The organism is Vibrio sp. FE10 (genome assembly GCF_030297155.1).
In the GTDB taxonomy this organism is placed as follows: Bacteria; Pseudomonadota; Gammaproteobacteria; order Enterobacterales; family Vibrionaceae; genus Vibrio; species Vibrio apostichopi.
The window spans coordinates 1,384,121-1,401,691 of record NZ_AP028068.1 but is presented as its reverse complement, the minus strand read 5'-3'; the positions used below and the strand labels follow the sequence as shown (position 1 = coordinate 1,401,691).

At 40.5% G+C, this 17,571-nt stretch carries 16 protein-coding genes; 1 reads left to right on the top strand and 15 read right to left on the bottom strand.

The window, feature by feature from the left end; genetic code table 11:
- Positions 1-2 precede the first annotated feature (2 nt).
- The 13 genes from istA to QUF19_RS23145 form a co-directional block, all read right to left on the bottom strand.
- Complete coding sequence (gene istA / locus QUF19_RS23205) at positions 3-1,535, bottom strand: IS21 family transposase (RefSeq protein ID WP_286291968.1); 1,533 nt, start codon at positions 1,533-1,535, stop codon at positions 3-5.
- A 167-nt stretch (positions 1,536-1,702) separates the two neighbouring features.
- Entirely contained in the window at positions 1,703-2,992 is a 1,290-nt protein-coding gene (locus QUF19_RS23200) for a TadE/TadG family type IV pilus assembly protein (RefSeq protein ID WP_286300034.1), read from the bottom strand.
- Between the two features lies 1 nt (position 2,993).
- Positions 2,994-3,578 carry a tight adherence pilus pseudopilin TadF gene (gene tadF, locus QUF19_RS23195; protein WP_286300031.1) on the bottom strand — a complete coding sequence of 195 codons (585 nt, stop codon included), beginning with the start codon at positions 3,576-3,578 and terminating at the stop codon, positions 2,994-2,996.
- Positions 3,568-4,104 carry a TadE/TadG family type IV pilus assembly protein gene (locus tag QUF19_RS23190; RefSeq protein ID WP_286300029.1) on the bottom strand — a complete coding sequence of 179 codons (537 nt, stop codon included), beginning with the start codon at positions 4,102-4,104 and terminating at the stop codon, positions 3,568-3,570. The genes tadF and QUF19_RS23190 overlap by 11 nt, the downstream gene beginning before the upstream one ends.
- On the bottom strand, positions 4,101-5,201 hold the full coding sequence (locus QUF19_RS23185) for a tetratricopeptide repeat protein (protein WP_434784934.1): 1,101 nt from the start codon (positions 5,199-5,201) through the stop codon (positions 4,101-4,103). The genes QUF19_RS23190 and QUF19_RS23185 overlap by 4 nt, the downstream gene beginning before the upstream one ends.
- 26 nt (positions 5,202-5,227) lie before the next feature.
- Positions 5,228-6,094, bottom strand: coding sequence for a type II secretion system F family protein (locus tag QUF19_RS23180; protein ID WP_102435569.1), 867 nt, complete (start codon positions 6,092-6,094; stop codon positions 5,228-5,230).
- On the bottom strand, positions 6,094-7,008 hold the full coding sequence (locus QUF19_RS23175) for a type II secretion system F family protein (protein ID WP_286300023.1): 915 nt from the start codon (positions 7,006-7,008) through the stop codon (positions 6,094-6,096). Before QUF19_RS23175 ends, QUF19_RS23180 begins: the two co-directional genes overlap by 1 nt.
- Positions 7,005-8,270, bottom strand: coding sequence for a TadA family conjugal transfer-associated ATPase (locus tag QUF19_RS23170; RefSeq protein WP_009845561.1), 1,266 nt, complete (start codon positions 8,268-8,270; stop codon positions 7,005-7,007). The genes QUF19_RS23175 and QUF19_RS23170 overlap by 4 nt, the downstream gene beginning before the upstream one ends.
- Positions 8,267-9,460: a CpaE/TadZ family protein gene (locus QUF19_RS23165; RefSeq protein WP_286300009.1), complete on the bottom strand. Its 1,194-nt coding sequence runs from the start codon at positions 9,458-9,460 to the stop codon at positions 8,267-8,269. The genes QUF19_RS23170 and QUF19_RS23165 overlap by 4 nt, the downstream gene beginning before the upstream one ends.
- 2 nt (positions 9,461-9,462) lie before the next feature.
- Positions 9,463-9,924 carry an ATPase gene (locus tag QUF19_RS23160; RefSeq protein WP_286300006.1) on the bottom strand — a complete coding sequence of 154 codons (462 nt, stop codon included), beginning with the start codon at positions 9,922-9,924 and terminating at the stop codon, positions 9,463-9,465.
- Positions 9,924-11,249 (bottom strand): type II and III secretion system protein family protein, encoded by a 1,326-nt coding sequence (locus QUF19_RS23155; RefSeq protein WP_102435565.1) that lies wholly within the window; start codon positions 11,247-11,249, stop codon positions 9,924-9,926. The genes QUF19_RS23160 and QUF19_RS23155 overlap by 1 nt, the downstream gene beginning before the upstream one ends.
- A 1-nt stretch (position 11,250) precedes the next feature.
- Positions 11,251-12,027 carry a CpaB family protein gene (locus tag QUF19_RS23150; RefSeq protein ID WP_102435563.1) on the bottom strand — a complete coding sequence of 259 codons (777 nt, stop codon included), beginning with the start codon at positions 12,025-12,027 and terminating at the stop codon, positions 11,251-11,253.
- A 54-nt stretch (positions 12,028-12,081) separates the two neighbouring features.
- Positions 12,082-12,294: a Flp family type IVb pilin gene (locus QUF19_RS23145; protein ID WP_065104638.1), complete on the bottom strand. Its 213-nt coding sequence runs from the start codon at positions 12,292-12,294 to the stop codon at positions 12,082-12,084.
- Positions 12,295-12,457: 163 nt separating this feature from the next.
- Here QUF19_RS23145 and QUF19_RS23140 point away from each other — a divergent pair, with 163 nt between their 5' ends.
- Positions 12,458-12,961 carry an A24 family peptidase gene (locus QUF19_RS23140; RefSeq protein WP_353505929.1) on the top strand — a complete coding sequence of 168 codons (504 nt, stop codon included), beginning with the start codon at positions 12,458-12,460 and terminating at the stop codon, positions 12,959-12,961.
- On the opposite strand, the gene QUF19_RS23135 is transcribed toward QUF19_RS23140, so the two are convergent.
- A complete protein-coding gene (locus tag QUF19_RS23135; protein ID WP_286299989.1) occupies positions 12,962-13,846 on the bottom strand; it encodes a LysR family transcriptional regulator in 885 nt (294 codons plus the stop codon).
- 546 nt (positions 13,847-14,392) lie between these two features.
- Complete coding sequence (locus QUF19_RS23130; RefSeq protein WP_286299986.1) at positions 14,393-17,410, bottom strand: M6 family metalloprotease domain-containing protein; 3,018 nt, start codon at positions 17,408-17,410, stop codon at positions 14,393-14,395.
- Positions 17,411-17,571 lie beyond the last annotated feature (161 nt).

Below are 17,571 nucleotides of genomic sequence, written 5' to 3'. Positions count from 1 at the left end.
TCCTAGTGGTAGTAGTTGGAACCACGAACATTAGTGTGTTTAAGGTTTGGGGTATCAGTGGAAGGCTGAGAGAGAGTGCCTTCTCGATGGTTCTTCAATAAGTTTTTGACGAAGCCAAGGTATGGCTTCTCTGTCACTAAGGCATCTCGGCAAGCTTGTTCTAACCGTGCGTCTGAGTGCTTTTTGGCAAGACTTAGTAACCCAAAGCAACTTCTAAAGGCCAATGCTTCATGCTCTGGGCGTTTGAGCAACATCTGAGTCAGTTCACCTGTGGCTGGCCCAATAGATTTTCCCCAACGGATAAAACGCTCGGGTGTCCATGATTGGTATTGATGGTTGCTTGGCATATGCTCGTAAACGGTAGAGAGACCATATTCTTTTTGGCTTGTGCAGTGGTGAGCAACAATGCTCCCTTTGTGGTAGATACGTATTATTTGATGCGTTGCTTCAAGCTCAACTTGTTGCCCAACAAGTTGGTGCGGCACAGAGTAGAAGTGCTTTTTATATTGAATGTGATAATCAGGGGAGACGGTTGCTCGTTTAGTTTCGATATACACATATGGTTGCGATGGCAGTGGTTTTAACGCTGGACGGTCAACTTTGTTGAACAAGTCATGTCGATTGACACCAAGCTGTTTCATCTCTCGTTGGTTTAAGTCATGCATCAGCTTTCGGATAGCCAGGTTCAGCTCAGCCATTGTATAGAACACTTGGTGGCGAAGGCGCATCATTATCCAGCGCTCTACGATGAGAACTGCGTTCTCAGCTTTGGCTTTATCTTTAGGCTTGTAGGGCCTGGCTGGCATCACAGCAACGCCGTAATGTTGTGCCAGTTTTCGGTAGCTCTCATTGAGGATAGGGCTATGACAGTCTGCTTTCGTTACAGCAGATTTCAGATTATCAGGTACAAGTAGATTCGGAGCACCACCAAAGTGATTAAAGGTATTCACATGAGCCATGAGGAAGTGTTCAAGCCCTTGGCTCTCACTCGCCTCGACATAGGTGTAATTTGACGCTCCTAAAGTGGCGACAAATACCTGAGCATGTCGGCATTCTCCTGTATCTGGATTCACAACAGGGATCGTTGGGCCACAGTAGTCAATGAAGAGCTTGTCACCAGCATGGTGAAGTTGGCGCATACTGCGTTTTTGTGTCTTTAGCCAACGTCTATACAGTTCGCAGAACTGTGTATAGCCATAGGCTTTGTCTTGATGCTGATGACAATACTCTTCCCAAAGCAAAGCTTTAGTCATCCCTTTACGCTTCAATTCTAAGTAGCAGAGAGTGAAATCAGGCATCACTTTATGCTGAGAAGATGAGCGACCATCAAACAAAGCTTGGGTGACTTGATTTTCATGATGAGTCTCTTCCAGTGGCCACGTGAGGCCACTGGATTTAAATCGGGATAGATGCTGGGATACAGTGGAATGAGCAATATTGAGGCAAGCGGCGATCTGTCGATTAGAAAGATTGCACTCGTATCGGAGGCGTAAGATTTCCTTAATTTTATTCATTGGCATTCTCTTTTTCGGCATGATTTATCCTTAGTGCTCTCAACATGAAAGACTCAGGTTAAACCTATTGATTTAAAAGAGAAAAGAGGTTTATTTCGGTAAATCGACCATCGATTTCGGAAACACACCGAAAAGTGGATGATTAAAACCGAAATGAGTGGTTGGTTAAAAACGGATTTGGTGGTCGATTAAAACCGAAATAGGCGGTCGGCTAGCTCCGAAATATGCACTTTAGCGTGATAGATGTTCTTCTTACCAAAGCAATCTCCAAAGCCATCGGTTTCTGCCACTTTATAATTAATACCAATGACGCCCATCGTGACTTTCGTTTTCTCAGCTTCAGTTGGCGCGTTACTTTGGAAACGATTTCGTTTCGCTGAAATAGTTGAGCGCAGCTTTTTACATAGCCCCTGATCCACTAATTTCTGTAAATAAGTCTCGTCGTTGTCGCTACCATCGGATAACACAATAAACACTTGTTCAGGGTTAAGGTTGGTCGCCTTATTGGCTTCTTGTGCCGCTGCAATGATCCCATTCCAAGAAGAGGTGCCTCCACCAGCTTTCAACTGAGCGCTCATCAACTGAGCTCGAAAGTTGTCATAGTCTTCAGTCAGTGGAATATCATAAAACTTGTAGTCATCATCAAAATCATTGTTTCGCTTATAAAGTCTCTCTACTTCATATCGACTCATTCCATACGATGGTTCGATGATCTCATTATACAAGGTTGGTTTATCAAACATTCGTCTAACCGTTGTCGCAGGAGAGTTCCGAGCGTAGTCATAAACGTATTTCTTTCGCCATGAAGCACGATAGCCATAAGCATTAAGTCTTACTATCTCATCAGATTGTTTAACATGGAGCGGGTTGTACCCGAGCAAAGCAACTCGGCTTTTTTCTTCCGTGTTAAACTCTTCAATATCATCGACGACTCGTTTAATGGTCTCTTTAACGACATCGAGCTTCATTTTGCCGTTCTTCCACGAGTAACCCATAGAACCACTAAAATCACCGATAAAGTAGACATCAACAGGCTGAGGCAGATACTTACGCGTAACTGCTCGCCCACTCACCGAAAATTCCGGTTTTAAGTTCATCTCTTCGTACGCGATCCAAGACGTATATTTGGCAGTCGCACTCACCACAAAGTCACTAAACGGAGCAAGTTCACCACTGGCTTGAACACAACCATCTTTGTACTCACAACGGCTTGTAAACACCGCGACATCAACATCATCCGTATTATCAACAACATATCTATCGACTAAATAGCGTGCATACTTTACGTTCTTTTCTTCGTCCTCTTTAGGGCTCGCAATAAGTGCTAAACTAGCAACCTCTGCGGCTTCCAATAACCTTGTATGCGCCAGCATCTGTTGAGACATCTGCATCGAAAATGCCATGAAAATAACCATCATAGGCAATAAACCAACGAACAAAATACCGGCGACACCTCGGTTTTTCTTTATCGATTTCACCTTAAACCCTCGCAAATGAATAAGATGTACTTACAAGGCGAAAAACCTCTCCATTAGCGATACCAATCAAATTAGTCGGGATTTCATAACAGAGAGAAACCTGATACATAGGTAACCTGCGGCCTCGTGATGTCAGCGGGAGTATTTCTATCGCTTTTTCCTTGGTTACGTCACTCATGTCTGGAAAATCACATCCGTGTATGCTCCCTTTAGTCAGGGTCTTTTGAACCCTTCGGTAATTCACTTTACCTCCAGATAAAGCGGTTTCTTCAAGCCTTACCTCGTCGATACGCATCCCAAATTTGGTTTTATCAAAATTTGGAATCATTCGTTTCATCGAAGCAGAAGCAATCACAAACGCGTTGTGTTCTGTTTTCCGACAATCGCCCGCACAGATATCCATATTGGCATTAAACAATTGTTTTCGTTCAGCAAAGATGGTGGTCAATGAATAGGAAGCTCTGTCGAGTTGTCCTTTTTTATTGATGGCCAACATATGGTTTACTACGACGACAAAAATGCCTGATGCAAAGACCAATACCATCGCCAACTCAACTGAAAATGCACCTTTTTGTTTAGCTTGCACAACCCGCTCCCTGACCAATTTTGAAAGAGCATCTTTCATATTCTTGAATAGTGATAATTTCCCGCTTGATAGGCATGTCTGGGAACCATATGGAGACAATCGGATCATAGGTGTACTCCAAAGCGTAAACAGCCAATGCCATGTCTTCCGGGTCATCTTTCTTATCTGGGCATTTATCAGCGGAAGCGTAAGTATCCGTGCATTTCAAAAATCCCTCGTAGTCTAGAAAATAGTTAACATGGATGATCACACTCCCCTCTTTGACTACGTTGCTCCACAAAGAGCCGCCCGCTTTGTCCAACTCGTCTTTGATCATTTGGCCGTAGTTAATGGAGTTACTACTGCTCGAGTCGCCCGCTTTTTTTGTTCGCATCACCGCTGTCGTTAATGCGTGATCAGTCATGCTCATTGAGAAGGTCAAAATACAGATTTCAACCCATCCAAAGACAATCGCCAGAAAGATCGGAATACCCATAGCAACTTCAACCGTCAACGACCCCTTTTGCTTTCGCTTAAACGATCTCATAGTCGGACATACCTTTTCTTGGTGTAATCAACAACGAATGCTCCCTTGATATCGATACTGTTTAAGAACGCTTTCGCTTCATCTAGGTCATTAAAATCACCAATGCAATAGCGCTTCCACAGTCCATGTGTATACGAATAAACAGAGCCATAATTTGTTTTTAAGTAGTTCAAAAAATCCGAAGGAATCGCCGTATACGTCGCCAACACTTGTACTCGATAAATAGGTTTCGCACCGGGTTTAAGTTTTCTTGGGTCAAGCACCGAACCATCGACACTGTGTCTAGAAGCTTGAAACTCTGCGGTCGTATCCAATTTACTGACTCGCGATGTCGGTGCTACAAAGCCACCTGAAGTAACTTGAGAACCAATAAGCTGTTGTTCCATTTCTATCGTTGACTGTGTCACGGCCTTCTTCCCTTTGCTTTTAGATATTGACCTCATCAATGCAGATAGTTGCTTGTGAGCCTGCTCATCGCTATTCGAATGTTTCAGAACTTCCAATGCGATATCCGGTCGCTGAGATTTAACCGAAGATAGAATCAAGTTAGAACTCACTCTCTGGTCGTTTGGCTTTGACAGGTAAAGGTCATATAAAATGTCCGTCGCACCTAAATAATCAGACTGCATTATCTTTACAACGGCGATATTGTTTCCGGCTTCTCTGTCTGAGGCTCCTTGCTTTCGACTTTCCTCAAAATGCTCAATAGCTTCGGTAAATCGCTTTTGTTGCGCTAATATTTTTCCGGTTAAAAGTTGATATTCATATTCTGCTCCACCTTCATCCCGATAATTTTTAAGCTCTTCTAATGCGTACTCAAAGTTTTTTTTCTGATAGTAGATTCGAGCATTGGTTAGAATAAACTCTGGATCATCAAGGTCACTTTCACTATAGGTGCTTCGATATAATTCAGCCGATTTGATATCTTTAAGATCTAGATACAAATTAACAAGCTTTACTTTATATACCGGGTCAGATTGGATATTCGCCTTATAAAACTCTATAAGCTTTTGTGAATCACCCGATCCAATGAGCAATTGTTCTTTGGTATCAAGTTGATTATTAACCGTTGTACAACCAGAGATTAAAACCAACATAATTACGGTTAGTATATATTTCTTTATCACATCAACATCCTCAAAATACCAGGGGCAGCAATTAGCACAACAATAGGAACCATGATAAAAGCGATAAGCGGGATTGACATTTTCGCCCCCATCTTTCCAATCCGTTCTTCTAAATCCATCATGTTTAGCTCTCTAATATCAGTAGCTAAGGTCGATAATACGGGACCAACAGATGAACCAAATTGGAGGCTCTGCACCATGGTCATTACGAAACTTTGTGACTCACTGGTCGGCACGAGTTCGTAAAATTCTTCTAATGCCTTTTCAAGACCCACCAGGCGCGAGCGTTCGACAGTCACTCTCACAACATGAGCAAGGTTACTGTCTACTGAGTGAAGTTCTTTCGCCAAGTACTCTAGGCTAGACTCAATAGTCATGCCGGTATGGACACAAACATTCATAAGGTCGAGTAAAAAAGGTAACCTTGAACTGATGTGCTTTATATTGGCTTTGCCTCGAGCTGACACATAGGAATCCGGCGCGATGACAAACGCTAATAAGGCCCCCAATAAATACAGCAAAGCAAATATTACTTCGGTTTTACCGTTAAAGAAGTCAAGACCAATTAATACTAGGCAGATACTAAAAGGGATTATTTTCAATAAATAGTAAGCATCAGCAAGGAAGTCATTGTAAAAACCAGCTGCGACTAACTTCCTTTTAGTTTCATGCTTATTGAAACTAAGCCGAGACAAAACAGCCTTGAATAAATCCGTTCGTTTTTTTTCTTCGCGTGTTGAACCAATTATTTTTCGAGTTTCTATATTTGCTCTCGTGTTATCCCAAAAACGCAAGCAATACGTTGCTAGAACCATAGAGATAATAAATATGACACTCCAAACAATGGCCGTTTCAAAGTCCATCAATTGACACCTCGCAAGATCAGCCAGATGCAAAAGAAACCTAATAATTCACTCACTAGAACGTAATAAAAAATAGGTTGTCCCGCTTCCTCAAACATAACAAAGCTATAGTTCTCAGGGCTTGTAAACTTCAAGATGATAAGAAAAATCACGGGCAAACAGGCGATAATCTTGGCAGAAGCTCGCGCTTCTGAGGTCAATGCATTCTTCTTTTTCTCAACAGCTCGAGAATCAAACATAAGTCGATTAATTTTGTTGATCACATCTTTGAGCTGGCCACCCCGAGCTAGGTTGATTCTTATCGTTGAAGCGAAAAAGAAATACTCTAAATAAGGAAAAGTATTGCTGCTACGTTCAAGAACATCATCAGGGTCTTCACCAATAAGTAATCGCTCAGCCATAAGCTTGAACTCTTTGCCCACATCATTATCAAGCTGCTTACCTACGTACTCGAACGCATGAATAATGCTTTGACCAGAAGAAATAGCGCCGCTCAAAATGTTCAAAGCGTCTGGGAAGTTAATTTTGAAACGATCCATCTGTCTTTGCTTTAACTTTGTGTAAAAAACAAAGAACAAGATTGGTTCAGCAAGGAGTAAACAAACGAAATAATCCTGACGCAAGAAAAACTCATTGACCGCATAGACTGCCGATGCTGTCACAGATACAAATAGAATTAGCTTCAAAGACATATTAGGTTGAAAGACTTTGATGGTCTTCTTGTAACTTTTCCTTAACCGGGCTTTGTAGCTCTCTTCAAACTGTTGTGAATCAATAACAGAGCGAACACCTTTAACCCCTTCAAATTCAGCTTCCATCTCAATTAAGCTGCTCAATTTTTTGTTTTGACGAGAGCGATGGATAAGAAAGTAAAGTAGCAAAGCGCTCCATGAAGCAATCAGTATTAAAGTCATGTAAATATCTCCTTCACTGCTTGTTCTAAACCAAAGAATTTTGCGCGTTCATAAATCACAGAACGAGTCGATAAACCGGGTGTTCTGAACTCACCTTCCATCTTTCCATCTTTGAAATTTGAAGTAGCTTCATAACGAAAAATGTCTTCCATCACCACGCTATCCCCTTCCATCCCGATAATTTCAGAAATGTACATCACCTTGCGGCTACCATCGTGGAGGCGCTTTACTTGAACGATAAGGTCTACTGCACTAACGATGGTTCTGCGTATTGCTGATATCGGCAGACTGGCTGTTGCCATCATCACCATGCTCTCAGTACGAGCAATGGCATCACGAGGTGTGTTAGCGTGCAATGTCGACATAGATCCGTCATGGCCAGTATTCATGGCTTGAAGCATCTCAAAGGCTTCACCACCACGACACTCACCCACAATGATTCTGTCAGGACGCATACGAAGGGCATTAATCACAAGGTCACGCGCAGTGATCTCTCCCGTCCCTTCTACGCTGGCTTGTCGAGTTTCAAGTCTTACGATGTGAGGCTTTTGAAGTTGTAGCTCAGCAGCATCTTCAATGGTCACAATACGTTCAGTTTCGCCAATGAACCCAGACAACGCATTCAACAATGTTGTTTTACCTGAACCTGTACCACCAGAGATCAATATGTTGCACTTGCAGTGACTGGCTATAGACAATAGCTTTGCCATTTCCACAGACATGGCACCAAACTCAGCCAGATTCTCAAGCCTAATTTTTTGTTCTTTGAACTTACGAATAGAGATAGATGTGCCATCTATTGCAAGCGGTGGAATTACAATATTTACACGACTGCCATCCATCAAACGAGCATCACAAAGCGGTTTCGATTCATCAATACGACGACCTACATTCGAAGCGATTCGTTTAGCTATGGTGTTCAGTTGCTTTTCATTAACAAATTGAATGGGTGACTGTTCGACTTTGCCATTGATTTCAATGAAGATATCGGAAGGCCCGTTGATCATGATGTCCGATATGTCATCGTTATCGACCAAAGCTTGCAGCGGCCCAAGACCTTTCAACTCATCGAGTAATGCTTTGACTAGATCAACGCGCTTAAGAGAACTGACTTGCAATTGCTTTTTGTCGATCAATATATTAACTGAATCTTTAAGCTGTTCTTCTAGCTCTTGATTGCTGATTTCAACAAGCGTCGCGGCGTCCAAAGCATCGAAGATTTCATCTCGAAGCTGGATGTAAATTTCTTTTAATTGATTCATTTTCTAAACAAACTGAAACGTGATTTGGTTTTAATTTTCTTGCCTGTTAACGTGGCAACCATACTCAGAACGGCAGTCGAGGACTTAGATTTAAGCAACTCATTAATACCTTGCTGCACCACTATTTTTTCAAGTGACTGCTCATACATAAAATCAATGCTATCTTTGGCTTTGATCCTCTCTTTTGCGCTTGCGAGCGTAACCATGAAGTCTTTCGCTGGTCTATTCAGGTTGAAAATAACCTGGTGTTCAGACTTACCGATCTTCTTCTTTAACGAGTTGTATGAACGCAATGAAGAGACCGAAGGTTCGCAAACAATAAAGATGCGGTGATACTTATCTGATAACTCCTGATCGTGCATCTCTTCGTAGCAAGAAAGCGGCGCTGAATCGATAATAAAGTTATACTGATCAATCAGTTGACTCGAAAGGTTGTACAGCGTAGATGCGTGATCAGAAAGACAGGCAACATTCTTCTCTAGAACCAAATAATCAAGTTTCTCTTTGACGCCATGCACATAGGTTTTTGCTATTGCACTGTCGATATCGATCTGATTTAAATCGATACTATTGTGCTTAGCCTTCAAGCCTTTTACACCAATATAAATGTCGCTGTTTAGCGCTCCTGAATCATGATCCACTAAGAGTGTCTTTAGGTTTGCTTGCTCTGCTAAGGAATGTGCTAAAACAGAACTTACGCAAGATACTCCAATGCCGCCTTTGGTTCCTAACACCAATATACGTTTAGCTACTCTCGTTTTTTTGACGGTGCTTTCACCTTCTTGAGTCGCCTTTAATGCCGCGAGTAACGCATCAAGCTCAGAGTCCCACAAGACATATGTAGCACCCAGAGAATGCACTTGGTTACGCAGTTTTATAGAGTCGACATCGCAGAGAACAAGCAAAGATATATTCACATCTAGGCGAATCGAAATCTCGGACACTTGCTCAATAACATTAGAAGCACTTCGAAGATCGAGCACAACATGATTGAGCTTGATGTTTGACTGATTCCAAACACCATCTAAATCAATATCAGTCACTTCAAGTGGTTTGGGAAAGCCTTCAATCGCGTATAGATCATTAATCGATTCAGTTAAGGCGCTATCGTCTGAAACAATGAGATCGGTAGCCTCAACTGTCGACTTCATTTTCGAAGACGAATTACGAAACAAGATATCCAAGTCCATAGCTATTTCGCCTTCTTAATTGGATTGACCAAGCTAATATTACGATTGTGTTCGACACTACAGCCAAATTGATAATCTTCCCTTTTAGAGAACACCATCACGCCACAGTCACTGCTTTTAATTCGGACATATCGACCTATGATTAGGATGTTTTTTTCTTGGCCATGATCGGCAAGCTCGACTTTGTATCTGTCTTTCGAGATGGATTCTGACTTAAATCGATCGCTTAACTTCGCGACAAACTCACTCGCATCAGGCTTATATCTAACTAAAAACGTCGCCTTTGGCTCTCTTACGTTGAGATCTCGAATAAACGCCACAGAACGAGGCATCGAATCTTCATCAGTCGTCATGTCAAATTCAAAGCGTTCCTCTAATTGTTCAATAACACTAGAGTTACTGGTATCAAGATGAGTGCAAGCAGAAGTGAAAAAAGCTATTAAAGTAATAACGATCCATCTCATTAGTTGAACCCTCCTTGATTAATCGTGTCTTCCAACTCAGGTTCATCGAGATCTGAGAGGTCTATTCTTAGCAATCGTTCGAGATCACTGGTACGTCTAAAACTTGGCAACTTAACTTGTTCTTGCTCGACAGGGTCAACGAGATTGACAGTCGCAACAATGATCAATTCCGTTTTAGAGCGGTTCGTGGAAGTGTGGCTAAATAGCGCCCCTAAGATTGGGATATCCCCCAGAATTGGTATCTTGGTTAACGATTCACGCTCTTCTGACGTAAGTAACCCTGCAAGTACAAAGCTTTGGCCGTCTTTTAAATGAACCGTCGTTTGAGCTCGTCGAGTTCGCAAAGAAGGCACAGAGATTAAACCCGTCGTCGTTTTGTTCGATTCATCAATAGAGCTGACTTCAGGGATCAAGGTTAAGCGGATGTTTTCCGTGTCAGTAACCTTGGCTACCATGGCTAACTTAACGCCGTATTCTTTGTAGGAAATAGTAATGCCGTCTTCGTCTCGTACCGCAATTGGGATCTCACCGCCAGCAAGGAAACTGGCTTGTTCACCCGAAATAACAGAAAGGTTGGGCTCGGCCAATACCCGCCCGATTTTGTCATCACCACTTGCGGAGATAACAGAAACGATATCTTGAGCCGTAAAATCAAGGAGCTTATTAACAAAAGTACCCGGCTCTCCACTGTCGCTGTATGTCACACCCAACTCGGTCAGAAAAGAACTCGAAACTTCTGCAACCGTCAGCTTTACATTTATCTGTTCAGTAGTGAGAACTTTCAGATTATTAATGACTTGGTCGTAGTTGTACTGTGCTGTGTACTCCAGTTCATCTAAAGCCTCGCCGTCAGCATCCCTTAATTCATAAGCAGCGCGGCGACGATCTTTCTTCAGCATTTCTCCGACGAGACGATTAATCTTTTGTTTGATCTCTTCGCTACCGACGATACCGTCTAAGACCACTTGGTCACCGACATTGGAAACCATAACGCTTTCATCAGGGAATCGAGCAATAAGCGTTTGCTTGAGAAGTCTCAAGCTTTGATTGACAACCAATTCCGCATTGTAAATTTCATTTCCGCCGCGATCATAAACAATCACTGAGGTAGTGCCCTGGCCAACGCCGTAAACCACAACCTTGTTTTCATCGATAATTTTGTAGTCAGCTATTTCTTGATTCGCCACAAATACCGTTGATATCTGTCGCTTCAAATTAATGGTTTTAGCAGCGCCTTGATCCAAGTTCATTAATTCTGATGCGAGTAATGGATAAGAAAGAATCCCGCACAATAGCAAGGCTATATTTTTCTTCTTTAAAGTCATGTTATTCCTTACCACGTAATTCTCTGACACCGAACTGAGTTTCTAAAAGGTCACTACTGCGGATAGATAAATAGCGATTCTCGATTTCAGATGGAATGATATTCACATCACCGATTTTTTGAGCCATTTCGAGTTTCAAAACGCTGCGCATATTTAATGCAATGACTAAACTGTATTTTTTATCTTCAGCATCCTCTGAATCAGTATCTTCACTGCCTTTTATTACCTGCAGCACGCGAGCTCCACTAATAATCACTCGGCTAACGAGATCACCGATGTCACCATATCCATTCTCAACTAGATTGGATTTTGATGAGGTTGTGGAAACAAAGCTCACTTTATCACCAGGGGTAAGCGTTGCGGTTTGTACGACTCCGATACCAGTTACTTCATAAAAATAAGGTAATTCACCGTCATTTAATGACAGGTACATATAATCTCGGTCACCCGGGTTAGAGATCATATCTTGTGTTATATAGGTGCCTGCGCCGATGTCGTCTTTAAAAAGAGCACCAGGTTCAACAATAAGATCGTCTTCTAGCGTGTAGTAGTAACCATCTAAATCAGATATATGGACAAACTTCTTATCATAAAAATTAGGAGTTAACGGTTGAGAACGTTTTATCGCTTTCTGAGTAACTAAAATACTGACCTTAGGTTCTTCTTGCTCCTGTACTTCCTGTGGTTCTTCATCAGATGACATATAGTTCATATTGATATAAATCAATGTGGAGAAAATGGAAAAAGCGACAAGAAGGAGAATGATAATTCTGTTCATATTAAGCCTAAAACAGGGGCAAAAGCCCCTTTATATATTATTCTTAGTGGCTGATTATTTGCCTGTAGTAGCTGTAGTCAAATTAGTGGTCACTTTAGTTAATGCACCAGTGATAGCATTTTTAAGCGCATCAGTTTGAAATGCTGCTAATACTAGAGCCGACATTACAACAGCAATAATTGCATATTCCACAGCGGTAACACCACGTACATCATCTTCGAACTTCATTTTTAGTTCAGCTAGTTTTGCTAGAGTTTTGTAATACATAATAATCCTATAAAAGTATATTGACCATTGGTCTAATTGAAATTGCGAGTAAAATTTACCCGATACAAAAACATACATCCAATTAATAGTTATTATGATCGCATAACATAAACTTATTTCAGCTCGCATAAATGTTTTTTATGAGCCTATAATAATTAACAATATGGTTTGTATTGATATAGATAACTATTACCTATACCCTATATTTATGAATATAGATTTATTATTTTATACCACTTTAATTTTTATAAACTTTTTAATATTAGTATGCGTGTGTTTTTTCGATGGAAAGCATAGAAAGATACCAAACAATCTCAGTAAGACTGCTTTAATATTTAGCATTTTCGTCGCACTGTATAACGGTTATTTAATGACTTCGATTTCCATTGCTATTCTATGCTTCTTTGTGTTTTTTATTCTTTGGTATGTAAAGGTTATAGGCGCTGGAGATGTGAAGTTAATCGGCGCCTTAATCATTGGCATACAACCCGACTTTGCAATAATAACACTGATTTTTATAGGTTTTTTTGGTGGAGGGTTAGTCTCTATTATGTACATAATAGGAAAAGCAGCAGGTTTTGATAGCTACAAAAAAGGCATTCCTTACGGAATACCTATTGCTTTGAGTTGCTTTATTTTTAGCACAATATCAATATTATCAAACTGATTACATAATATTATGATTCAATACTGGTGTTGAAATATCACTAATTTGAAATAGCTGTTGAATCTTATCTTTAATGCCTAACGTCTCCAACTCTTGCGAAATCTCATCGCTACACCAGACATACATATTCACTTTTTGACGTAAAGGTATTGTTTTACAATTGTGATGGCATATCGACCACTCAGGAAATATTAGAATCGTACCGTTGGTTTCCAATTCATTTTTTAGTAACTGACATGAGCTTGTTTTCACCCAACTGGTCACATGCGAAGAATCAATGTTATAGTCATTAAGCAACTCCTGAACATAAGACTTAGGCAAAGAACTACAGTAAACAACTCTCTGTGGGTAACATTCGTGTGGATCAAGTGAATTGGAATGCGCGATCACATAATTCACGGTTTTTAACTGATAGGATTTTCCATTCTCTCGTGAAATTCTATCCATCGTGAATATTAAGTCGTAGCGAGACGAGTCCAGTAGAGAAGACTTAGTAAAACTGTTTATGGACAAGTCTATATTGTTCAACATTCTAAATTCGTTGATTACTCGTTCAACCATATCGAAGCAAAAAGATTCAGCAATCGCTATATTGAATTGATCTCGTAACTCCACTTTTTCTAGATCTTCAAACAATCTTTCGTACATAGACATTGTTTGATCAGCGTAATCGAGTAATACTTTTCCGTGTTTAGTGAGTAAAAATCCTTCTTTTCGATCAAAAATACTCGCCCCAATCGTATTCTCTATCTTTTTAATATGTTGAGAAACCGCAGGCTGTGTCATAAATAGAGACTCAGCTGCAGCTGTAAAACTTTTGTGTTTAGCAACGTGTGAAAATGTTCTTAAATATTTGACGTCGATAGACCTGTTGACGTTTTTCATGGTGCAAACTACCCCGATGTTGCGTTATTTTATTAATTATTCTTATTAAAAATCAGCGTAAAAGTAACAATAGTGTCATTCAGATACAAAAAAACATTATTTATATAGTCATAAATAATGTTTATATCCATCTAAATAAACAAATAAATTTCCCGCACCAACAACTGATTCACAAATCCTTATGTGCTTTTACAAACAACATATTTCACTTGTCATTCGTGTTCCAGAGTCCTTACACAACACACTCCCCAAGCAAATGACAATCAACACAATTATAACCAAAACCTATGCACTCACCACCTTAATGGTACGTAAAAGCTTTGAAATTTATGTAAATAATCGACATTTATAAGGCTAAAGTTCAAAAGTCACTCAAACTGAGCATTGTTCGTTTTTGTGATCAAGATTACGCGCAAATGAAACTAAACACCTATAGATGTAGCTCTTGATGCAGAAATGCGACAGATAACTTCATTTTTTGAGTTAAAATTTAGAAACAGGTAAAAAAGAGAGCTAATCAATATAGCTCTCTTTTGTCATTTTATTCTATCGCTTTGCTCTCAATCGGAAGAGTAAACAGAGTATAATAAGAACTGGCAATGAAGAGCTTCCTCCTGATGAATCGCTCTGCGTTATTGGCAAAGAGGGTTCATTTGAAACATTTGGTAAAACTTCTATATCAAACGAACCAACCCATTCACCACCGTCGGCCGATAAAGCCTTATATTTAATAGTGTCATATAACGCTAACTTACGTTGAGTAGGCGCATTATAAATGATCTTACCATCGACAATTTTTGCAATTCCATTAGTTGGAGATTCCAATATATACAACGAGTGAACACCGCCGTTAATATTAGGAACCAAATTGATTTCATCTCCATATTTTACTTGCAGAGATTTAGTACCCAAGAGTGATGCTTGCTTTCTTCGCACATCAACCACTACAGACTGCTTTGCATGCCCTCCTGACGAGTCCTTTACCAGAATAGAAAATCTGTATTGCTCACCTTCCAAAGCATCACTAGGTACCGTCACTTTAAGGGCTTTAGATTGGGCATCACTTAACAACAATCTTGGCCCTTGTACTTGAGACCACGTGATTTGATGCTCCGAAGAATCGACATCAATAATATTAGTTACTGTGAATATTACGGTTTCACTAGGCTCAGACTTTGCGTCTAGCCGATCTAGAGTAAACTTCGGGGCGTCATTCACTGGGTTAATATCAACTTCGACATGAGCAAAGTCTGTCTTATCCCCAAGTCGACCTACCAAACGGTATGTAAAATTGTCACGACCAAACTGGTCAGACAGCGGAAAGTAAGTTCCATCTTTAATCACCCCTTTAGTCGGCTTCTTCCCTAGTTCAACAACATAATTATTAGGCTTCGGTAGATTGATATCATTCGCCAACAGATTGAGCATAAAAGGAATGTCTTCATCGGTCGATATCCTATCGTCAACAACAATAGGTCTGTCTTGTGCCGGCAATTCAAAAAGTACTGCAAAAGGGAAATTCTGACCAAACCCACGGCTCAAACCTCGAGTTTTGTAATCAGAAATGGTCCCCGAAAACTGTCTTTTTCTTTGTCCGTCTCCTAAATACGCATCTAAAAACTGTGTTGAGTATTCAGGAGTACCATTTTCAATCTCTAGGACAATTAACTTAGAGCCTAAACCAAGCTTAATTTTCTCGTCAAAAATGATTTGTCCGCCACCTTGCTGAGCAACGCCTCGGTGTAACAACCGAGCGGCGTTCTCGTCAATAACTGCATTGCCGAATCTTGATTGATATGGGTATTCCACCAAACGATAGAACATAGGCATCGCTATGCTGGTTGCTTTCGCGTAAAAATGAATCCCTGCTATGTCTTGTTGGCCGTTAACCACATCAATAGAAAAACCTAAAACATTACTATCCACGTTGTAACGTGGGTAAGTTCTTCCGAATGAGGTTACCCAAGACGATTTATTGTTTGAATTAGGCACCAATAAAGAAAAACTCGCTTTGGTATCATTGCTGACAATATTGGTTATCGATATATCCGTCTTTCTTCCTGCAGTAATCGCCGTTAAGGAAGGTTCAGAGTCATCTGAAAGATTAGTAACCGATTCTCTACCCGGGAAGACATCACCATCATCCCCAGACGAAAATCCGCTCTCAAGCGATCCCTGCCCATCAGCTTGGAATACCTGCACTTGCATTGGGCCGGAGCTGTTGAATTGGTTATCTATATTCACTGCCGTTACTAACAAACCCTCTCCACGAAGCGCTTGGTCGTAGTTATTTTTACGTCTATTTTCAATGTAAGCACGAGGTCCAAATTGCTTGAGGTAAGGATCGAGGTGAATAACGCTTTCGCCCTTGATTGTGTCTATGTCGACACTGCCGTTATTAGAGAGTACTTTCGGCTTTAAAAAACCTGATGCCTCTTTGCTCCACGCCAACATGTTAACCGGCGTTTCGCCAGCATACTGGTCACTGGGTTTACTGCCCCAACTACCACCTCCCATTAGCCCCCAATGTCCAATCGAACCATCATGCTTATAAGAATATAGATCCGGCAGCCCTAACATCAGATGTCCAAGTTCGTGAGCAATAACACCCATGGTTGATTGGTGGTCATCTTGATAATCTGCGAATAGGCAGTACGCGCTAATACGCTTGCCGTCTATCTCGACAGTTCGGTGAGCAAACTTGTGCGGCCAAATAGTGGGCGTTTTACGTGTACCACTGGATTTGTCATTACCAGCAAACACAAACATCACGGACAGTTCTTGTGGGGAGATACTATCGTCATTGTTGTAGTCATATTGAGAAAGATTAAAGTCAACATCTAACGCTTCATACGCCTTGGTGAACACATTATTAAGTTTACTTTGGCAATTACTTTCAGACTTAGAGTGACAATTTGGATGATCTATATCCAACGTGACATTAATAACGCCATCATTTTTTGTTCCTTCATTTTCTTTGGCCGGAACAACTTTATAATTCCCATAACTATTTTTAAGGAAATAATCTTGAACACTTTGTTGGTTTTCACCAAATATCGTCGATTGAAAGTCATTTTCTATCTGTTCGTTTGAAAAGCTAACTTGTACTACCAACAAAGCTTGCTCAGTGATTCTTTTTTTCGAAGGACTTTTTAGAAGTGAGCGTTGGTTTTCTATTGGGGTAAATCTTTTAAGGTTTGCAGCAGGTGAGTCAAAAGATTCATTGATGTGTATTGGATCAATTTTCAGATTTTTTATGTTTGATTCTATTGGCACTTCAGCTTCACTCGAAGCCAGCACTCCGGTAGAAACAACTCGACCCGTACCATCATCATTTGTTTCATATTTGGCAAAATACCATTGATTATCAGTATTCTGAACGTATATGTGACCATCATGGTCTTGATACCAAAACATATGCTGGGAGCCCATTAATCGCAGTTCTTTTGTACTGCCATCAATAAAGGTCATGGTGTGCCAGGTCGGCGCAGGTAAAGTCGTCGCTTGTACAGAGTAAACAGCGATGAGCGCTGTAATAAACGTACAAATTAATGTTGTCCTCATTAGGATAACCTCGTTAGTCGAATTTCTCAGAAAGAGATAATTCATTTATTAAATGAAACGAGACCTTATCAATGAGGCATTATATTAACCAATTAACTTTCTAACTAAACCTATAAGTAATATTTATAAACTTAAGAATATAAACGTTACTTATAGGCGCA

Excerpts from the sequence above, each read along its gene's own strand:
- istA (WP_286291968.1), bottom strand. The coding sequence starts at position 1,535 with ATGCCGAAAAAGAGAATGCCAATGAATAAAATTAAGGAAATCTTACGC.
- QUF19_RS23190 (WP_286300029.1), bottom strand. The coding sequence starts at position 4,104 with ATGAGATCGTTTAAGCGAAAGCAAAAGGGGTCGTTGACGGTTGAAGTT.
- QUF19_RS23185 (WP_434784934.1), bottom strand. The coding sequence starts at position 5,201 with ATGTTGGTTTTAATCTCTGGTTGTACAACGGTTAATAATCAACTTGAT.
- QUF19_RS23180 (WP_102435569.1), bottom strand. The coding sequence starts at position 6,094 with ATGGACTTTGAAACGGCCATTGTTTGGAGTGTCATATTTATTATCTCT.
- QUF19_RS23175 (WP_286300023.1), bottom strand. The coding sequence starts at position 7,008 with ATGACTTTAATACTGATTGCTTCATGGAGCGCTTTGCTACTTTACTTT.
- QUF19_RS23170 (WP_009845561.1), bottom strand. The coding sequence starts at position 8,270 with ATGAATCAATTAAAAGAAATTTACATCCAGCTTCGAGATGAAATCTTC.
- QUF19_RS23165 (WP_286300009.1), bottom strand. The coding sequence starts at position 9,460 with ATGGACTTGGATATCTTGTTTCGTAATTCGTCTTCGAAAATGAAGTCG.
- QUF19_RS23160 (WP_286300006.1), bottom strand. The coding sequence starts at position 9,924 with ATGAGATGGATCGTTATTACTTTAATAGCTTTTTTCACTTCTGCTTGC.
- QUF19_RS23155 (WP_102435565.1), bottom strand. The coding sequence starts at position 11,249 with ATGACTTTAAAGAAGAAAAATATAGCCTTGCTATTGTGCGGGATTCTT.
- QUF19_RS23150 (WP_102435563.1), bottom strand. The coding sequence starts at position 12,027 with ATGAACAGAATTATCATTCTCCTTCTTGTCGCTTTTTCCATTTTCTCC.
- QUF19_RS23145 (WP_065104638.1), bottom strand. The coding sequence starts at position 12,294 with ATGTATTACAAAACTCTAGCAAAACTAGCTGAACTAAAAATGAAGTTC.
- QUF19_RS23140 (WP_353505929.1), top strand. The coding sequence starts at position 12,458 with ATGGTTTGTATTGATATAGATAACTATTACCTATACCCTATATTTATG.
- QUF19_RS23135 (WP_286299989.1), bottom strand. The coding sequence starts at position 13,846 with ATGAAAAACGTCAACAGGTCTATCGACGTCAAATATTTAAGAACATTT.
- QUF19_RS23130 (WP_286299986.1), bottom strand. The coding sequence starts at position 17,410 with ATGAGGACAACATTAATTTGTACGTTTATTACAGCGCTCATCGCTGTT.